Source organism: Variovorax sp. UC122_21, from assembly GCF_044056785.1.
Taxonomy (GTDB): domain Bacteria; phylum Pseudomonadota; class Gammaproteobacteria; order Burkholderiales; family Burkholderiaceae_C; genus Variovorax.
The window spans coordinates 4678883-4697596 of record NZ_CP172004.1 but is presented as its reverse complement, the minus strand read 5'-3'; the positions used below and the strand labels follow the sequence as shown (position 1 = coordinate 4697596).

Genomic DNA, 18714 nt, shown 5'->3' with positions numbered 1-18714 from the left:
GCTTTTCATGCGCGCCGCACTCTGGCTCCTCGCGCTGTTCGCCGTCGCCGCGGCGGTCGCGCTGTTCGCCGGCAACAACCAGGGCACGATCACCGTGTTCTGGCCGCCCTGGCGGGTCGACCTCTCGCTCAACCTCGTGCTGGTGATCCTGCTGACGCTGTTCGTGCTGCTGCACGCGGCGTTGCGCGCGCTGGCCGCGCTGTTCTCGCTGCCGACCCAGGCGCGCCAGTGGCGCATGCAGCAGAAGGAACGCATGCTGCATTCGGCGCTGCTCGATGCGATGGTGCAGCTGATCTCGGGCCGCTTCTCGCGCGCGCGCAAGGCCGCGCAGGCCGCGCTCACGCAGGAGAAGACACTGGCCGCGCTCGGCGCCAGCCTGCCGCAGGCGCAGCAGGTGCGCGTGCTGTCGCACCTGCTCGCGGCCGAGAGCGCGCAGGCGCTGCAGGACCGCCCGGCGCGCGACGCCCATCTGCAGCAGGCGCTCAACGAGAGCGCCGACCGCAACCTGCTGGCCAGTCCCGAGACCCGCGAGGGCGTGCAGCTGCGCGCCGCGCGCTGGGCGCTCGAGGACCGCGATCCGGCGGCAGCGCTCGCGCGGCTGGAGGAATTGCCGCAGGGCGCGCAGCGCCGCACGCTGGCGCTGCGGCTGCGGCTGAAGGCCGCGCGCCAGGACCGCCGCACGCTCGAGGCGCTCGAGACCGCGCGGCTGCTGGCCAAGCACCGTGCTTTCTCGGAAGCCGCCGCGCAGAGCATCGTGCGCGGGCTCGCGACCGAGCTGCTGTCGGGCGCGCACGATCCGGCGCAGCTGCTGCGCGCCTGGTCCGAACTCGAGACGGCCGAGCGCGAGATGCCCGAGGTCGCGATCCACGCCGCGCAGCGCATGGTGCTGCTCAAGGGCGACCTGCCGGTGGCGCGCGGCTGGCTGCTGCCGGCGTGGGAGCGCATGGTGTCGGTGCCGCGCGGCCTCGGCGACGCGCTGCGCGTGAAGCTCGCGCTGGCGCTCGAGGCGGGGCTCGATTCGGTCGATGCCGACTGGCTCGCGCGCATCGAAAGCGCGCAGCGCAACAACCCGCGCGACGCCAACCTGCAGTACCTCGCGGGCATGGCCTGCATGAAGCGCCAGCTCTCGGGGCAAGGCGCAGCAGCTGCTGTCGCAGGCCGGCATGGGGCTGCAGGACCCCGAGCTCTACCGCCGCGCCTGGCTCGCGCTCGCGCAGCTGGCCGAGGACCGCGGCGATGCCGAGCAGGCCGCGCTGGCCTGGCGCAACGCGGCGCAGATCGAGAACCACCCCGGTCTCGCTGCGCTAGCTCAGGGGCGAGAGGCGCAGGCGACCGGGGGGCCGCCTGCCCCCGCCGTGGAAGGCCAGCGCGCTCAGTGCCGCGAGCACCCACACGCCGAGCGCACCGTAGAGCATCACCCCGCCGAAGCCCTGCAGCAGCGCGCCGTGGGCGATCGCACCCGAGGGATCGAGCGCGGCGAGCGCCGGGAACTCCCGGTGCAGCGTCGCGAGATGGCCGGCCGCGATCCGCTCGGCGAGCGCGGGCAGCGAGGGCGCCAGTTCCGGCAGCGCGCCGCGCAGCGCGGCCACGATGCCCGCGAGCAGCAGAAAACCCATCAGCGCGATGTTGATCGCCAGCGTGATGAGTCGCGCGCTCATGTCGATGCCCGAGGCCATGCCGGCGCGGCTCGCGGGCACCGAGCCGGTGGTGGTGTTGGTCACCGGCGTGTTGATCACGCCCAGGCCGAGGCCCGCCAGCAGGCATCCCGGCAGCAGCGTGAGCCAACTCGCCTCGGCGACGCCGCTGCCCCAGCGCATCAGCAAAAAGCCCGCGCCGATGGCGAACAGGCCGGCCGGGATCACGGCGCCGGCGCGAAAGCGCGCGGCAAGCCGCTCGCCCAGCGGCGGCGCGAGCAGGGTCGGCAGCGTGTAGGCCAGCAGCGCCGTGCCGGCCTGCACCGCGTCGTAGCCCAGGCCGGCCTGGAAGTAGATCGGCAGGTAGATCATGAAGGGCCAGAAGCTGAAGTTCATGCCGACCGAGCCGAGGATCGCGCCCGAGAACGCGCGGATGCGGAACACCGAGAAGTCGAACATCGGATGGGCGCGGCTGCGCTCGATCGCCACGAAGGCGGCAAAGCTCGCGGCCGCGGCGCCGATGAGGCTCAGCCCCGCCGCGCTCGCGAAACCGAGCCCGGGCCCCTGCGTGATGTAGCCCGTGAGGCCGAGCACCGCGAGCGACAGCGTGACGATGCCCGCGAGGTCGAGCCGCTTCGCCTCGGGGTCGCGCGGCTCGCCGATGCCGACGGCCGCCAGCAGCCAGGCGATGGCGGCCAGCGGCGCATGGACCAGGAACACCCATTCCCAGCGCCACAGCGCGGCGATCGCGCCGCCGACGATCGGCCCGAAGCCCAGGCCGACGCCGAACACCACGCCCCAGATGGCGAAGGCCCGGCTGCGTTCGCGGCCTTCCTGGAATTGATGCGAGAGGATGGCGATTTGGCAGATCAGCATGGTGCCGCCGCTCAGGCCCTGCAGGAAGCGCGCGCCGATCAGCAGCGGTGCGCTCGGCGCCAGGCCGCAGGCCAGCGAGGTGAGGCCGAACAGCAGCAGGCTGATCGCCAGCACGCGCTTGCGGCCGTAGCGGTCGGCCAGCGTGCCGGCCGCCATCAGCACCGTGGTGCAGGCGATGGTGTAGGCATTCATGATCCATTGCATGGCCTCGAAGTCGGCGTGCAGCGTCTTCTCGAGCGTGGGCAGGATCACGGGAATGCTGGAGATCTCGAGGCCGAACATCGCGGCGACGAGGCAGAGGGCGACCAGCGCGAGGCGGTTGCGTGCGGTGGGTGAGAGGGTCATGGGGCGTCCGGTTGAAGCGGCGCGGCGAGCAGGCCGGCCGTGAGGAGCGCGATTCTGGGCAAAGGGTCTTCATGAGGGAAATGATTTAATTTCGTGAGATTCATTAATCTCCGTCACTACTCGAACGACCCGCCCACCTTCGCCATGGACTTCGATCCCATCCTGCTGCGCGCCTTCGTCGCCGTGAAGGAGACCGGCAGCTTCACGCGCGCCGCGCAGCGCCTGCACCTGACGCAGTCGGCCATCAGCCACCAGATCCGCCGGCTCGAGGAGCAGGTGGGCCGCGCGCTGCTGCACCGCACGACGCGCCGCCTCACGGTGACCGAGGACGGCGAGGATTTCCTGCGCTATGCCGAGCAGATCCTGACGACGCTCGACGCCATGACGCAGCGCTTCCAGCCCTCGCCGATCTCGGGTGTGGTGCGCTTCGGCGCGCCCGACAACTTCCTGGGCGAGCGCCTGGCGCCGCTGCTGTCGCAGTTCGCGCGCGCTTTCCCGTCGGTGCGCATGGAGGTCTGCGTGAGCATGCATGTCGACCTGCGCGCGGCGATCAGGGCCGGCGAGCTGGACCTCGCGGTCGTGATGTCGCCGCCCGAGGTGGAGGAGGGCACGCGGCTGCGGCGCACGCAACTGGTCTGGGCCGCGGCCAGAACCTTCGAGCCGCCCCGGGGCGGCTCGCTGCCGCTGGCCTTCTTTCCGAAGCCCTGCGTCTACCGGCAGGTGGCCGGCTCGGCGCTCGACCTCGCGCCGATCGACTGGCACGTGGTGTTCACCTCGGCCAGTCCACAGGGCATTCGCGCGGCGGTGCTCGCGGGGCTCGCGGCAACGGTGATCACGCGCGAGGACGTGGAGCCGGGCATGAAGATCGTCGACGGCCGCTATGGACTGCGGCCCTTGCCGAGCGTGGACTTCTCGCTGATCTGGAGCGAGAACGGCCGCACGCCCTGTGCCTGCCGCTTCGGGGAGCTGATCCTCGAGATGCCGGCCCCATGAAAAACGGCGCCCGAGGGCGCCGTCTTCATTGCAGTCGAGCGGATGCTCAGAGCGTGCGCTGCTCCGGCTGCGCCTCGCCAGCCGGTTGCTCGAACGGCAGCGTCATCGCGGCCAGTTCGCGGCGGGTTTCGACCAGCACCAGCGGGCCTTCGTCGAGCACGATCACCGGCGGGCGTTCGCGCGGCACGTGGACCGGCTTCGGCTCGGCGGCAATCGCGGCGCGCGCCTGCGCGATGCGTTCGGCGTCGGAGTTGACCCACTGCAGGCCCGAGCTCTGCGCGATCTGCGCGAGCTCGTCGAGCGGCAGCTCGAAGGACTGGACCTTCGGCAGCGCACGGCCGTTGGCGGCCGGCTGGGGCGCGCTCGCGCGTTCGACCACGATGGGTGCCGCGGGCGCCGCGGGTTGCTGCGGCTGCTCGAAGCGCGCTTGCGGCGCGGGCTCGCGCACCTGCGGCGCGGCGGCCGGGGCTTCGGCGACGACCGCGACGCTTTCGGCAGCTTCGGCGACCGGGGCCACCGCTTGCTCCGCGAACGGCTGCGGCTGGCGCGCGACGGGTGCGTCCTGCAGGTTCTGCGCTTCGGCGGGCGCGCCGTCGAAGGCGGCCACGGGTTGCGCTTCGCCTTCTTCGCGCGGTGCGCGTTCGCGGCGGTCACGGCCGTAGCGGTCGCGCGAACGGCCGCGGCGCTCTTCGCCGTCGCGGCGCGGTGCCTGCTCGGCGCCGTCCTGCGGCGCGGCTTCGCGGCCGGCTTCGGCGTCGGCCGATGCGGTGGTGGCGGCTTCGCCTTCCTCGTTGAAGCGCGGCTGGCCGTCGTTGCGGCGCTCGCGGCGGCCGTCGTTGCGTTCGCCACGCGGGCCACGCTCTTCGCGGCCGTTGCGCGGTGCACGCTCGGTGCGTTCGCCCTGCGCGGCGTTGCCGTCTTCGCCGGCGGCGGCTTCGCCGCGCGGCGCGTCGCCGTTCAGGTTGCGCTCGCCGCGTTCGCCGTTGCGCTCGCCACGTTCACCGCGCTCGCCGCGTTCACCCCGTTCGCGGCGGGCGCGCGGTGCGCGTTCGCCGGCAGTGGTGCCTTCCTCGCCCGGCACCGCGTTCGGTGCGAGCTGCTGGGCTTCGAGGCTGACGCCTTCGAGCGCTTCGGCCGGCACGTTGCGGCCTTCGCCCTCGCGGCGTTCGCCACGACCGCGGCGCTGATCGCCTTCGCGCGGCGGACGGCCTTCGCGGTTGTTCTCGCGCGGCTGACCATCGGCGCGCAGCTCGGCGCCGCGGTTGTCGCGGCCTTCACGACCTTCACGGCCCTCGCGACCGCCTTCGCGGCGCTCGCCATTGCGGCCGCCGCCACGGCGTTCGCCGTCGCGGTTGCCCGAACGGGCGCCGTTCTCGCCACGGCCTTCGGCATTGCGGCCTTCGCCGCCGCGGCCGCCACGGCGCTGTTCGCCGTCGCGTCCACCGCGCGCTTCGCCATCGCGGCCCGGACGGCCGTCACGGCCTTCGCGGCGCGTCGGCTTCGGCGGCTCGACCGGAATGGCCGAGGGCGCGGGTGCCGGCGCGGCTGCCGGCGTACCGCCGCCGAACCAGCTCTTGATGCGGGCGAAGAAGCCCAGCTCGGCCGGCGCGGGCGCCACCGCCACGGGCGGTGCGACCGGCGCGGGTGCGGCGACGGGCGCGCGCACCGGCTCGGGCTTGACCGGCACCACGGGCGCCGGCGCGTCGGGCAGCACGCCCTTGATGACCGGCGTCTGCTTGTTGGTGGGCTCCTGCGAGCGGCGCGTGACCGAGGTCGGGTCCTCGATCTCGTCGGCCATCTTGTAGCTGGCCTCGATGTGGTCGAGGCGCGGGTCGTCGTGCTTCAGGCGTTCGAGCTTGTAGTTGGGCGTCTCGAGCGTCTTGTTCGGCACCATCAGCACGCTCACGCGCTGCTTGAGCTCGATCTTGGCGATCTCGGTGCGCTTCTCGTTGAGCAGGAACGAAGCGACTTCCACCGGCACCTGCACGTGCACGGCGGCGGTGTTGTCCTTCATCGACTCTTCCTGAATGATGCGCAGGATCTGCAGCGCGCTCGATTCGGTGTCGCGGATGTGGCCCGAGCCGCCGCAACGGGGGCAGGGGGATCGACGAGCCTTCGCTCAGCGCCGGCTTCAGGCGCTGGCGGCTCATTTCCATCAGGCCGAACTTGCTGATCGAACCGAACTGCACGCGCGCGCGGTCCTGGCGCAGCGCGTCGCGCAGGCGGCTCTCGACCTCGCGGCGGTTCTTCGACTCGTCCATGTCGATGAAGTCGATGACGATCAGGCCGCCGAGGTCGCGCAGGCGCATCTGGCGCGCCACTTCGTCGGCGGCTTCGAGGTTGGTGCGGGTCGCGGTTTCCTCGATGTCGCCGCCCTTGATGGCGCGGGCCGAGTTCACGTCGACCGAGACCAGCGCCTCGGTGTGGTCGATCACGATGGCGCCGCCCGAGGGCAACTGCACGGTGCGGGCGTAGGCCGACTCGATCTGGTGCTCGATCTGGAAGCGGCTGAACAGGGCGGCGTCGTCGCGGTAGCGCTTCACGCGGGCGGCATGCTCGGGCATGACGTGCGCCATGAACTGCTGCGCCTGGTCGTAGATGTCGTCGGTGTCGATCAGGATGTCGCCGATGTCGTGATTGAAGTAGTCACGGATCGCGCGGATCACGAGCGAGGATTCCTGGTAGATCAGGAAGGCGCCCTTGCCGCCCTTGGCCGCGCCGTCGATGGCGGTCCAGAGCTTGAGCAGGTAGTTCAGGTCCCACTGGAGTTCGGGCGCCGAGCGGCCGATGCCGGCGGTGCGCGCGATGATGCTCATGCCCTTCGGGTACTCGAGCTGGTCCATCGCCTCCTTGAGCTCGGCGCGGTCGTCGCCCTCGATGCGGCGCGAGACGCCACCGCCACGCGGGTTGTTCGGCATCAGCACGACGTAGCGGCCGGCCAGCGAGATGAAGGTGGTGAGGGCCGCGCCCTTGTTGCCGCGCTCTTCCTTCTCGACCTGGACGACCAGTTCCTGGCCTTCCTTGATCACGTCCTGGATCCGGGCCTGGCTGGCCGAGACGCCTTCGGTGAAGTATTGCTTGGAGATTTCCTTGAACGGCAGGAAGCCGTGGCGGTCCTCGCCGTAGTCGACGAAACAGGCTTCGAGGCTGGGCTCGACGCGGGTCACGACGGCCTTGTAGATGTTGCCCTTGCGCTGTTCGCGTCCCTCGATCTCGATTTCGTAGTCGAGGAGCTTCTGCCCGTCGACGATGGCCAGGCGGCGTTCTTCGGCCTGCGTGGCATTGATCAGCATCCGCTTCATGATGCGTTGTCCTTATATGTATCGTTCTACCGGCCCTGGAGGGCCAACGATGCACGGACGACGCCCGCGAAACTTGGGGAATTGCCGCTTGGCTCCGGATGCTGGGTGCCGCGGCGCGCGAGCGCGAGCGGCCGTCTCGAGCGTCAGCTCGGTGACGACAGCCGGAGTGGGGGCGCGTGGATGGGGGCGAGCCCTTCGTGGTGCTGAGAAGCTGTCTGTTCGACAACTCGTTGCGCAAGGGTGGCGCGCGGTTCTGGCGATTCGATGCCCGAGGCCGCTGGTCGGGACCAGGTCAGCCAGCGCAGGCACATTTGAATCAGCAGCATCAGCACAAAGGGACTCGCTTCGATCCGCCGGCAGCTGAAGGCTGTAGGCTGGTATTCCGTATCGGTGTTTCGTGGGTGTCGGCTTGACTTGGACGTCTGGCCTGCCACTTTGCGCAGTTGCGCGGGGTTTGCAGGCTCGTCGCCAAAGCGGCATCGACCTCGCAGCGCCGCCGGGGTGTTTGACAGCAGTGCTCTAAACTTCTGTCTAATCAAGCACTTACACGACCGCGCTGGTGAAAAACATTATAGGTGCGAAGCAAGCCCCCGCGGCTAAGGAGTTTGCCGGAGGGCCGGCGGCCATCCGCTTCCTCACGATCGACGCCGAGTCGGCCGGGCAGCGCCTCGACAACTTCCTCTTCCGCCATCTGAAAGGCGTGCCGAAGACCCACGTCTACCGGATCATCCGGTCGGGCGAGGTGCGCATCAACAAGGGACGCGCCCAGGCCGAGACCCGCGTCGAGACCGGCGACGTGGTGCGCCTGCCGCCGATCCGCGTGGCCGAACGCGCCGAGGAGGCCGCCAGCGCCGCGCCGGCGCGCGAATTCCCGCTGCTGCTCGAGGACGAGGCCGTGCTGGCCGTCGACAAGCCCGCCGGCGTGGCGGTGCATGGCGGCAGCGGCGTGAGCTTCGGCGTGATCGAGCAGTTGCGCACCGCGCGCCCGGGCGCGAAGTTCCTCGAGCTCGTGCACCGGCTCGACCGCGAGACCTCGGGCATCCTGCTGGTCGCCAAGAAGCGCAGCGCGCTGGTGGCGCTGCAGGAGCAGTTCCGCGAGCGCGAGACCGGCAAGACCTATCTGGCGCTGGTCGAGGGCGCCTGGCCCGCCAACAAGAAGGTGCTCGACGCGCCGCTCGCCAAGTACCTGCTGCCCGACGGCGGCGCCGGTGCCGGCGAACGCCGCGTGCGCGTGGTCGCCAAGGACCATCCCGATGCGATGCGCGCCGTGACGCTGGTGCGTCCGCTCGCCACGCTGTCGCTGCCCGGCGATGCCACGCCGATGTCATTGCTGGCCGTCACCATCAAGACCGGCCGCACGCACCAGATCCGCGTTCACCTGGCGTCGGCCGGCCATCCGATCGCCGGCGACGACAAGTACGGCGAATCCGAGCGCCGGCGCGCGCTGCAGAAGCTGGGCCTCAAGCGCATGTTCCTCCACGCCTGGCGGCTGCAGTTCAACCATCCCGCCACCGGCGAGCGTGTCGCGCTGCAGGCCGAGCTGCCGCCCGAGCTGCGCTCGCTGATGCCGCCCGCCGCGCTCGACGCGATGACACGACACCCCACGCCCACGACCCATGACTGACTCTGCAGAAACCGCCCGCCCCCCGCGCTTCGACCTGATCGCCTTCGACTGGGACGGCACCCTCTACGACTCCACGCGGCTGATCGTGCGCTGCATCCAGGCGGCGGTGGTCGACGTCGGCGGCGCCAAGCCCAGCGAGGACGATGCCGCCTGGGTCATCGGCCTCGGGCTGGCCGAGGCGCTGGCGCGCGCCGCGCCCGACGTGCCGAAGGAGAAGTACCCCGAGCTCGGCGCCCGCTACCGCTACCACTACCTGCAGCACCAGGACGACATCGTGCTGTTCGACGGCGTGCTGCCGATGCTCGATGCGCTGCGCGCGCGCGGCCACAAGCTGGCGGTGGCCACGGGCAAGTCGCGCCGCGGCCTCAACGAGGCGCTCAAGACGGTGGCGCTGCGCGACCGCTTCGACGCCTCGCGCACCGCCGACGAGACCTTCGGCAAGCCGCATCCGCGCATGCTGCTCGAGCTGATGGAGGAACTGGAAGTGCCCGCCGAGCGCACGCTGATGATCGGCGACACCACGCACGACCTGCAGCTGGCGGTGAACGCGGGCTGCGCCAGCGTCGGCGTGAGCTACGGCGCGCACGAGCCCGACAGCTTCGCCGAGTTCAAGCCGCTGCACATCGCGCATTCGATCGCCGACCTCGAGGCCTGGCTCCTCGGCAACGCCTGAAACGACAATCGCCTGCCATGAGCGACGACAGCATTCCCCTGTGCAATGCGGCCGACCTCGCCGAGGGCGGCCGGGCCGTGGCCTTCGACGTGGTCTACGGCGGCGAGACCTGCCGCGCCTTCGCGGTGCGCTTCGAGGGCCAGCCGCATGCCTATCTCAACCGCTGCAGCCACGTGGCGATGGAAATGGACTTCCAGCCCGACCGCTTCTTCGACGACACCGGCCAATGGCTGCTGTGCGCCACCCACGGCGCCGTGTACCGGCCCGACACCGGCGAATGCGCGGGCGGGCCGTGCCGCGGCGGCCTCGTCAAGATCGCGCTGAGCGAGCGCGACGGCGTGGTGCACTGGCATACTGCCTGGAACCTCCAACCCTTCAATTTCTAGCAGCGCCGCGCTTCGCGACTGCCTGTTCGCCCGCCGCTCCCATGAACGACCAGAACCGCACCGACCCCCGGGGTTTCGAGCCTTTCGAGCCGACCCCGCCCTCGCTTTCGTCCTCGACCGATCCCCAACGCACCATGTCCAACGATCCCACTCAGCGTCCCGGCTGGGAACGCGCCACGCTCGAGAAGCTGGCCTTCGCGGCCCTCAACGAGCAGAAGGCCACGCGGCGCTGGAAGACCTTCACCCGGCTGGCCTGGCTGGCCTTCTTCATCTTCCTGGCCTGGTTCGCGCTGTCGCGCGGCGCGCCGAGCACCGCCAAGACCACGGCCCACACCGCGGTGGTCGAGATCAAGGGCGAGATCGCCAACGGCGGCGACGCCAGCGCCGAGTTCGTCGTGGCGGCCATGAAGTCCGCCTTCGAGGACGAGGGTGCCAAGGGCGTGGTGCTGCTGATCAACTCGCCGGGCGGCAGCCCGGTGCAGGCCGGCATCATCAACGACGAGATCAAGCGCCTGAAGGCCAAGTACAAGAAGCCGGTCTACGCCGTGGTCGAGGAAACCTGTGCCTCGGCGGCCTACTACATCGCCGCCGGCGCCGACAAGATCTACGTCGACAAGGCCAGCATCGTGGGCAGCATCGGCGTGCTGATGGACGGCTTCGGCTTCACCGGCGTGATGGAAAAGGTCGGCGTCGAGCGCCGCCTGCTGACCTCGGGCGAGAACAAGGGCTTCCTCGATCCCTTCAGCCCGATGAACGACGCCCAGCGCGAACATGCGCAGAAGATGCTCGACCAGATCCACGAACAGTTCATCAACGTGGTGAAGGCCGGCCGCGGCGACCGCCTCAAGCTCGACACCCCGGGCCTGTTCAGCGGCCTGTTCTGGAGCGGCGAGCAGGCCGTGAGCTACGGCCTGGCCGACCAGCTCGGCAACGTCGACTACGTGGCGCGCGAGGTGATCAAGGCCGAGGAAGTCATCGACTACACCCGCCGCGACAACGTGGCCGAGAAGCTGGCCAAGAAGTTCGGCGCCGCCATGGGCGACGCCTCGATCCGTTCGCTGAAGTCGGTGCCGGCGCTGCGCTGAGGCCCGCGCCGCCTCAGCCGGCCGGCCGGTCGGCCGCCGCGTAGCGCGCCGAGGCCGCCAGCGCGACCGCGAACACCACCACCACGTAGAGCGCCGCCGTCAGCGAGGTGGCGCGCGCGATCAGCCCGATGACCGCCGGGCCCGCCATGAACCCCAGGTAGGCGATCGCCGAGACGGCCGCGATGCCGCGCGCCGGCTCCACGCCCGGCACCTTGGCCGAGGCCGCGAACAGGATCGGCACCACGTTCGCGAAGCCCACGCCCACGCCCGCGAAACCCGCCAGCGCGAGCCAGGGCCAGTCGGTGAGCAGCGCCAGCGTCATCGCCGCCGCGGCCAAGAGGCCGCTGCCGCGCAGCAGCACGGCGGGCGCGAAACGCGCGCGCAGGGCATCGCCGCCGAAGCGCGCCGCCGCCATGGCGGCCGAGAAGCTGGCATAGGCGAGGGCGGCCTGCTTCTGCGGGCTGCCCAGCTCCTGCTGCAGGTAGAGCACGCTCCAGTCGTAGATGGCGCCTTCGGCGATCAGCCCCAGCGCCGCGAGCACGCCCAGCACCGCGAGCGCGCCGCGCGGCAGGCGGAAGCCGTGATCGGCCTCGGCCGCGCCGGGCGTCGCGGGCGGCTTCGGCAGCATGCGCGTGGCCGAGAACGCGACCAGCGCCACCATCGCCGCCGACACCAGCAGCAGATGGTTCTGCGGGGCCAGCCCGGCCGCGAGCGCCGCGCTGCCGCTGGCCGCGCCGGCCATGCCGCCGAGGCTGAACATGCCGTGCATGCCGCTCATCAGCGGCTTGCCATCGCGCAGCTCGAGCTGCGCGGCCTCGGTGTTGATCGCCACGTCGAACACGCTCGTGACCAGGCCGAACACCGCCAGCAGGCCCAGCAGCGCGGCATAGCCCGGCATCGCGACCAGGCCGCAGAGCAGCAGCGCGTAGACGCAGCCGCACAGCGCGGCCATGCGGCGCGGCCCGTGGCGGCCGATCCAGCGGCCGGCGCTGGTCAGGCCGTACATCGCGCCGGCGCCGGCCGCGAGCATCGCGAGGCCGAGCTGGGCCTCGTCGATGCCGTAGTGCCCCTTGACCGTGGGCACGTGCACGCCCCAGGTCGCGAAGATGAAGCCCGAGGCGAAGAATTGCGCGCGCGAGGCCCAGCGCGTGGCCGCGGTCACGGCCATCGTCAGCGCCCGATCGCGAACACGGCGGGCAGGCGTTCGTCGACGCCGGCCTGCGGCTTGTTGGCGCGCCAGCCCTTGATGGTCTCGCTGCGCAGGTTCGCCTCGGCCAGCGTGAGGCCGCGCGCGACCGCCAGCCGCGTGTTGTGCTGCAGCGTCTGCACCAGGGCCTGCAGCAGGGCGGCGTTGCGGTAGGGCGTCTCGATGAACAACTGGGTCTGCCCGGTCTTGAGGGCCAGCGCCTCGAGCTCGCGGATGCGGCGCTGGCGCTCGTCGGCGTCCTGCGGCAGGTAGCCGACGAAGGCGAAGTTCTGGCCGTTGAGGCCGCTGGCGGCCAGCGCCAGCAGCAGCGAGACCGGGCCGATCAGCGGCACCACCGAAATGCCCAGGTCGTGCGCCGCGCGTGCCACCGACGAGCCCGGGTCGGCCACGGCCGGCATGCCGGCTTCGCTGAGCAGGCCGATGTCGTGGCCCTCGAGGGCCGCCGCCAGCAGCGGGCGGGCGTCGAACTGGCCGGCGTGGTCGCCTTTCTTGTGTACTTCGCGCGGCAGTTCCTGGATCGCCTGCGCCTGCAGCGGTGCCGCCAGCGGGGCCACCGCGTCGATGCGCTTGAGATAGGCGCGCGCGGACTTGGCGTTCTCGCAGATCCAGTGCGTGATGCCGGCGGCCGTCTGCAGCGTGCCGAGCGGCAGCGCGTCCTGCAGCGGGGCCTGGCTGTCGCAGCCGAAATCGAGCGGCGCCGGCACGAGGTAGAGCTTGCCGCGGCTCACAGCAGGTCGATCCCGGCGGCGCGCAGCATGCGGGCGGTGCGGATCAGCGGCAGGCCCACCAGCGCGCTGGGGTCGTCGCTGTCGATGGCCTCGAGCAGCGCGATGCCCAGGCCCTCGCTCTTGGCGCTGCCCGCGCAGTCGTAGGGCTGCTCGGCCAGCAGGTACTGCTCGATCGCGGCGTCGCTGAGCTCGCGGAACACCACGCGCACGGGCGCCAGGTCGCGCTGGACGAAGCCGGTCGCCTGGCAGACGACCGCCACCGCGGTCTGGAAGACCAGCGTCTGGCCGCGCATGCGCCGCAGTTGGGCGGTGGCGCGCGCGTGGTCGCCGGGCTTGCCGAGCGATTCGCCGGCCAGGTCGGCCACCTGGTCGGAGCCGATCACCACGGCGTCGGGGAAGCGGGTGGCCACGGCGTTGGCTTTCTCGAGCGCGAGCCGCTGGGCCAGGGCCTGCGGGGTTTCGCCGGCCCGCGGCGTTTCGTCGACTTCGGGCGCATGCACCTCGAAGGGCAGGCGCAGGCGGGTGAGCAACTCGCGGCGGTAGCGCGAGGTGGAGGCGAGGATCACGGTGCGTTGCATGCGTCGATTGTGAGGGAGGCGTCGCAACCCTTTCGGGGTCGGCCCGGCGGGCAAGCCGGCGTCGGCGCGCTAGACTGGGGCGGATGAAGAGAGAATTTGCCCCCGGCCGACTCGATGTCGCCGGTTTTGCCGCCGCGGCGGCCACCCTGTCCGCCGACGATCCGGTGCGCAACTACACCCGGCTGGTCGACGAGATGGCGGCCGAGGCTGCTTCCGATGCCGTGGTGCACTGGGAAGCCGACGGCGAGCAGCGCGTCGGCGCCGACGGCCGCGAAGAGCCCTGGCTGCACCTGACGGCCGAGGCCACGGTGCCGCTGGTCTGCCAGCGCTGCCTGTCGCCGGTCGACACGCCGGTCCAGGTCGACCGCTGGTTCCGCTTCGTGGCCGATGAAGAGACCGCCGCGGTTCAGGACGAGGAGTCCGAGGAGGACCTGCTGGTCGCCAGCCGCGATTTCGACCTGCACGCGCTGATCGAGGACGAGTTGCTGATGGAAATTCCGGTCATGCCGGTGCACGACGTGTGCCCGGCGCCGGTCCAGCTCTCGGCCGTCGATCCGGATTTCGAGTCGCCCGACAAGGCGCGCGAAAACCCCTTCGCCGTGCTGGGTGCGTTGCGTTCGCGCAAGCCCGGGCAGGGCGACTAGCCCGATCCGGGCAGTCTGGGCTATAATCATGGGCTTCGCGCGCGCCGCCGTACGCAGCAGTGCAGATTTCGGAAAAGACTTTCGGAGCTTTCGGAATCTGGGCATGTCCTTCATGCCGCCTCACTGCTTCAGCCTGAGCCCGCATCCTCTCACCCACCTTACCGTCCAGGAGCCATCATGGCCGTCCAGCAAAACAAGAAGTCGCCTTCCAAGCGCGGCATGCACCGTTCCCACAATGCCCTGGGCGTGCCCGGCATCGCCGTCGAGCCGACCACCGGCGAAACGCACCTGCGTCACCACATCAGCCCCAACGGTTTCTACCGTGGCCGTCAGGTGCTCAAGAACAAGTCCGAAGCCTGATTTCGCACTCCAAGGCCAAGGCCCGAAGCTACTTTTTTTGTAGCATCGGGCCTTTGTTTTGATGGCTACGCCTTCTTCTTCCCCGGCTTCCACTGCTGCGCCTTCGGCAATCACGCTCGCCGTCGATTGCATGGGGGGCGACCATGGCCCGCGCGTCACGCTCGCGGCCTGCCGTGCTTTTCTCGAGCGCCATCCCGAGGCCTCGCTGTTGCTGGTCGGCGCGCCCGATGCGCTGGCTGGCTTTGCCGCGCATCCTCGCGCCCGGATCGTTCCGGCCAGCGAAGTGGTCGGCATGGACGATCCGATCGAGATCGCGCTGCGCAAGAAGAAAGACTCGTCGATGCGGGTCGCGATCCAGCAGGTGAAGGACGGCGCGGCCCAGGCCGCGATTTCCGCCGGCAACACCGGCGCGCTGATGGCGATCGCGCGCTACCTGCTCAAGACGCTCGACGGCATCGACCGGCCCGCCATCGCGCCCCAGTTGCCCAACGTGAAGGGCGGTGCCACCACGGTGCTTGACCTTGGCGCCAACGTGGATTGCGATGCCGAGGACCTGCTTCAGTTCGCCGTGCTCGGCTCGGCGCTGGTGTCGGCGCTGACGGGCAACGAGTCGCCCTCGGTCGGCCTGCTCAACGTCGGCGAGGAAGCGATCAAGGGCAGTGAAACGATCAAGAAAGCCAGTCAACTGCTGCGTACGGCTGCCAATTCCAAGGATCTGAACTTCTACGGCAACGTGGAAGGCAACGATATCTTCAAGGGCACGACCGACATCGTGGTCTGCGACGGTTTCGTCGGCAACGTGGCCTTGAAGGCCAGCGAAGGCGTGGCTTCGATGATCGGCGAGTTCATTCGCGTCGAATTCTCGCGGAGCATCTTCACGAAGATTGCCGCCATCGTTGCTTATCCGGTTCTAAAAGCTTTCAAAAGCAGGTTGGATCACCGTCGCTACAACGGCGCGGCCCTGTTGGGCCTGCGCGGGCTGGTGTTCAAGAGCCATGGATCGGCCGACGAGACGGCTTTCGGCCATGCGCTGGATCGCGCTTATGATGCCGCTCGCAACAACCTGCTCGATCGCGTTCGGGCCCGCATCGCCCATGCCGCGCCTTTGCTCGCACGGCAGGAATCGGCGGCGACGGCCGACGCGGTCTAGCTTCACGTTTTGATGAGCCCATATTCACGCATCACCGGCACCGGCAGCTATCTGCCGCCGCGCCGGGTGACCAACGACGATCTCGCCAAGGAACTGGCGGCGCGCGGCATCGAGACCTCCGATCAATGGATCGTCGAGCGCACCGGCATCCATGCGCGCCATTTCGCGGCGCCCGACGTGGGCAGCAGCGACCTCGGCCTGCATGCCGCCCGCCACGCCCTCGAGGCGGCCGGACGCAAGGCAACCGATGTCGACCTGATCATCGTCGCCACCTCGACCCCCCGACATGGTGTTCCCCTCGTCGGCGGCGATCCTCCAGAACAAGCTCGGCATCGCCGGCTGCCCGGCTTTCGACGTGCAGGCCGTGTGCAGCGGCTTCGTCTATGCGCTGACCGTGGCCGACGCCATGATCCGCACCGGCAGCGCGCGCTGCGCGCTGGTGATCGGCGCCGAGGTGTTCTCGCGCATTCTCGATTTCAACGATCGCACCACCTGCGTGCTGTTCGGCGACGGCGCCGGCGCGGTGGTGCTGGAAGCCAGCGACGAGCCCGGCATCCTGGCGACCGATCTGCATGCCGATGGCAAGCACGTCGGCATTCTTTGCGTACCCGGCCACGTGTCGGGCGGCAACGTGCTGGGCACGCCGCTGCTGCACATGGACGGCCAGGCGGTCTTCAAGCTCGCGGTGCGCGTGCTCGAGGAAGCCGCGCGCGCCACCCTGACCAAGGCCGGCAAGACCGAGGCGGACATCGACTGGCTGATCCCGCACCAGGCCAACATCCGCATCATGGAAGGCACGGCCAAGAAGCTGAAGCTGCCGCGCGAGCGGCTGGTCGTCACGGTCAACGAGCACGGCAACACGTCCGCGGCCTCGATTCCGCTGGCGCTCGACGAAGCGGTGCGTTCCGGCAAGGTGAAGAAGGGCGAAACCCTCATGCTCGAAGGCGTGGGTGGCGGTTTCACCTGGGGCGCGGTGCTGCTGAATCTGTAGTAATTAGTGGGCGAGACAGCCGGTCCTGCCTAGGCGGGCCGCGCGATGCAACGCATACAACAATGAAATCCTTTGCTTTTGTCTTTCCGGGTCAGGGTTCGCAGGCGGTCGGCATGCTCGACGCCTGGGGCGATCACCCGGCCGTGGCCGAAACGCTGCGCGAAGCCTCCGAGGCGCTCGGCGAAGACATCGCCGCGCTGATCAAGACCGGCCCGAAGGAAGCGCTGGCGCTGACCACCAACACCCAGCCCGTGATGCTGGTGGCCGGTGTCGCCGCCTGGCGTGCCTGGCTGGCCGAAGGCGGCGCCACGCCGTCGGTGGTGGCCGGCCATTCGCTCGGCGAGTATTCGGCGCTGGTGGCGTCGGGCGTGCTGACGCTCGCGCAGGCGGCGCCGCTGGTGCGTTTCCGCGCCCAGGCGATGCAGCAGGCCGTGCCGGTCGGCACCGGCGCCATGGCCGCCATCCTCGGGATGGAGGCTGCCAAGGTCATCGCCAACTGCCAGGAAGTCACCGCCTCGTTCGGCGCCGGCAGCGCCGAGGTGGTGGAGGCCGTGAATTTCAACGATCCGATGCAGACCGTGATCGCGGGCAGCAAGGCGGCGGTCGAGAAGGCCTGCGAGACGCTGAAGGCCAACGGCGCCAAGCGCGCGCTGCCGCTGCCGGTGTCGGCCCCGTTCCATTCGAGCCTGATGAAGCCCGCGGCAGAGGCGCTGCGCGAGAAGCTGGCCTCGGTGCCGCTGGCCGCGCCGCAGATTCCGGTGCTCAACAACATCGACGTGGCGGTCGAGACCGATGCCGACCGCATCCGCGACGCGCTCGTGCGCCAGGCCGCCGGCCCGGTTCGCTGGGGTCGAAAGCGTTCAGGCCTTGAAACTGCGCGGTGTAGCCGCCATCATCGAGTGCGGTCCGGGCAAGGTTCTGGCCGGCATGGCCAGCGCATCGCCCCCGAGCTCGAAGCCGCGTCGGTGTACGACCCGGCCACGCTCGCCGACGTTCGACAATCGCTCGCCGGCTGACCGGTGCCAGGCCCCAAGACCTCCTTCTTCCTATGAGCATTCCCAAATTCGAAGGGCAAGTCGCCCTGGTCACCGGCGCATCGCGCGGCATCGGCGCGGCCATCGCCCTGGAGCTCGCGCAGCGCGGCCTCAAGGTGGTCGGCACCGGCACCACGGAAGAGGGCGCGTCCAAGATCACCGCCATGCTCAGCGCCTACGACGGCCGCGGCCGCGCGCTGAACGTGAACGACGGCGCGGCCGTCGAGGCGCTGATCGACGAGATCGTGAAGGCCTACGGCGCGATCCACGTGCTGGTCAACAACGCCGGCATCACGCGCGACACGCTCGCGATGCGCATGAAGGACGACGACTGGGACGCGGTGCTCGACACCAACCTGAAGGCCGTCTTCGGCCTGTCGCGCGCCGTGATCCGCCCGATGATGAAGCAGCGCTACGGCCGCATCATCAGCATCACCAGCGTGGTCGGCGCCTCCGGCAATGCCGGCCAGGCCAACTACGCGGCCGCCAAGGCCGGCGTGGCCGGCATGACGCGCGCACTGGCGCGCGAGCTCGGCAGCCGCAACATCACGGTCAACTGCGTCGCCCCCGGTTTCATCGAGACCGACATGACGGCCAGCCTGCCCGAAGCGCAGCAGCAGGCGCTGCTGCAGCAAATCCCGCTGGGCCATCTGGGCAAGCCCGCCGACATCGCGCATGCGGTGGCGTACCTCGCATCTCCCAGGCCGCCTACGTGACGGGGCAGGAACTGCACGTCAACGGCGGCATGCACATGTAGCCGCAAGGCGCAAGCTTTTCGTCGTGCCGGGCCTGCGGGGAAGCTCGCAATCCGCCCGGCTAAAATCCACCGGTTACCTACAACCCTCAGAGGGAATCAAATGAGCGATATCGAAGCACGTGTCAAGAAAATCATCGCCGAGCAGCTCGGCGTGGAAGAGTCCCAAGTGACGAACGAAAAGGCTTTCGTGGCCGACCTCGGCGCTGACTCGCTCGACACGGTCGAACTCGTGATGGCACTCGAAGACGAATTCGGCATCGAGATCCCCGACGAAGACGCCGAGAAGATCACCACGGTGCAAAACGCCGTCGACTACGCCACCAAGAATCAAAAGGCCTGATCGGCCC

The 18714-nt window shown here is 70.0% G+C and carries 13 protein-coding genes and 5 pseudogenes; 13 read left to right on the top strand and 5 right to left on the bottom strand.

All coding sequences use genetic code 11. The features are described from left to right. Window positions 1-7: 7 nt before the first annotated feature. Window positions 8-1277, top strand: a pseudogene (locus ACHMXE_RS34810) (heme biosynthesis protein HemY); the annotation flags it as partial. A gap of 27 nt (window positions 1278-1304) precedes the next feature. Here ACHMXE_RS34810 and ACHMXE_RS34805 read toward each other — a convergent pair. Beyond that, window positions 1305-2855 carry an MFS transporter gene (locus ACHMXE_RS34805; protein WP_395348492.1) on the bottom strand — a complete coding sequence of 517 codons (1551 nt, stop codon included), beginning with the start codon at window positions 2853-2855 and terminating at the stop codon, window positions 1305-1307. Window positions 2856-2999: 144 nt separating this feature from the next. Here ACHMXE_RS34805 and ACHMXE_RS34800 point away from each other — a divergent pair, with 144 nt between their 5' ends. After that, entirely contained in the window at window positions 3000-3848 is an 849-nt protein-coding gene (locus ACHMXE_RS34800) for a LysR family transcriptional regulator (protein ID WP_395348491.1), read from the top strand. 46 nt (window positions 3849-3894) lie between these two features. Here the strand turns inward: ACHMXE_RS34800 and ACHMXE_RS34795 are convergent. Next, window positions 3895-7150: pseudogene (locus ACHMXE_RS34795) on the bottom strand (Rne/Rng family ribonuclease). A gap of 559 nt (window positions 7151-7709) precedes the next feature. Here ACHMXE_RS34795 and ACHMXE_RS34790 point away from each other — a divergent pair. Genes ACHMXE_RS34790 through ACHMXE_RS34775 form a run of 4 tightly spaced genes read left to right on the top strand, consistent with a single transcriptional unit; the run spans window position 7710 to window position 10918 of the window. Then, window positions 7710-8774 carry an RluA family pseudouridine synthase gene (locus ACHMXE_RS34790; protein ID WP_209541311.1) on the top strand — a complete coding sequence of 355 codons (1065 nt, stop codon included), beginning with the start codon at window positions 7710-7712 and terminating at the stop codon, window positions 8772-8774. After that, the gene (locus ACHMXE_RS34785) at window positions 8767-9447 is read left to right on the top strand and encodes an HAD family hydrolase (RefSeq protein WP_395348490.1); all 681 of its coding nucleotides are present in this window, start codon (window positions 8767-8769) and stop codon (window positions 9445-9447) included. The genes ACHMXE_RS34790 and ACHMXE_RS34785 overlap by 8 nt, the downstream gene beginning before the upstream one ends. A 17-nt stretch (window positions 9448-9464) precedes the next feature. Continuing rightward, a complete protein-coding gene (locus ACHMXE_RS34780) occupies window positions 9465-9833 on the top strand; it encodes a Rieske (2Fe-2S) protein (RefSeq protein WP_395348489.1) in 369 nt (122 codons plus the stop codon). 41 nt (window positions 9834-9874) lie between these two features. Further along, a complete protein-coding gene (locus tag ACHMXE_RS34775; protein ID WP_203204847.1) occupies window positions 9875-10918 on the top strand; it encodes a S49 family peptidase in 1044 nt (347 codons plus the stop codon). Window positions 10919-10931: 13 nt separating this feature from the next. Here the strand turns inward: ACHMXE_RS34775 and ACHMXE_RS34770 are convergent, their stop codons facing one another. Genes ACHMXE_RS34770 through ACHMXE_RS34760 form a run of 3 tightly spaced genes read right to left on the bottom strand, consistent with a single transcriptional unit; the run spans window position 10932 to window position 13431 of the window. Continuing rightward, entirely contained in the window at window positions 10932-12086 is a 1155-nt protein-coding gene (locus ACHMXE_RS34770; protein WP_395348488.1) for an MFS transporter, read from the bottom strand. Between the two features lie 2 nt (window positions 12087-12088). Continuing rightward, complete coding sequence (locus ACHMXE_RS34765; RefSeq protein ID WP_395348487.1) at window positions 12089-12853, bottom strand: SAM-dependent methyltransferase; 765 nt, start codon at window positions 12851-12853, stop codon at window positions 12089-12091. After that, entirely contained in the window at window positions 12850-13431 is a 582-nt protein-coding gene (locus ACHMXE_RS34760) for a Maf family protein (protein WP_395348485.1), read from the bottom strand. The genes ACHMXE_RS34765 and ACHMXE_RS34760 overlap by 4 nt, the downstream gene beginning before the upstream one ends. 83 nt (window positions 13432-13514) lie before the next feature. On the opposite strand from ACHMXE_RS34760, the gene ACHMXE_RS34755 reads away from it, so the two are divergent. The 7 genes and pseudogenes from ACHMXE_RS34755 (at window position 13515) to acpP (ending at window position 18707) form a co-directional block, all read left to right on the top strand. Further along, complete coding sequence (locus ACHMXE_RS34755) at window positions 13515-14075, top strand: DUF177 domain-containing protein (RefSeq protein ID WP_203204851.1); 561 nt, start codon at window positions 13515-13517, stop codon at window positions 14073-14075. A gap of 177 nt (window positions 14076-14252) precedes the next feature. After that, window positions 14253-14435 carry a 50S ribosomal protein L32 gene (rpmF, locus tag ACHMXE_RS34750; RefSeq protein ID WP_057592299.1) on the top strand — a complete coding sequence of 61 codons (183 nt, stop codon included), beginning with the start codon at window positions 14253-14255 and terminating at the stop codon, window positions 14433-14435. Window positions 14436-14496: 61 nt separating this feature from the next. Beyond that, window positions 14497-15585 carry a phosphate acyltransferase PlsX gene (gene plsX, locus ACHMXE_RS34745; protein WP_395348483.1) on the top strand — a complete coding sequence of 363 codons (1089 nt, stop codon included), beginning with the start codon at window positions 14497-14499 and terminating at the stop codon, window positions 15583-15585. 12 nt (window positions 15586-15597) lie between these two features. Further along, window positions 15598-16576 (top strand): annotated as a pseudogene (locus tag ACHMXE_RS34740) (beta-ketoacyl-ACP synthase III). A 62-nt stretch (window positions 16577-16638) separates the two neighbouring features. Further along, window positions 16639-17592 (top strand): annotated as a pseudogene (fabD, locus tag ACHMXE_RS34735) (ACP S-malonyltransferase). Between the two features lie 32 nt (window positions 17593-17624). Next, window positions 17625-18367 (top strand): annotated as a pseudogene (gene fabG, locus ACHMXE_RS34730) (3-oxoacyl-ACP reductase FabG). A gap of 100 nt (window positions 18368-18467) precedes the next feature. After that, on the top strand, window positions 18468-18707 hold the full coding sequence (acpP, locus tag ACHMXE_RS34725; protein WP_007830471.1) for an acyl carrier protein: 240 nt from the start codon (window positions 18468-18470) through the stop codon (window positions 18705-18707). Window positions 18708-18714: the final 7 nt, after the last annotated feature.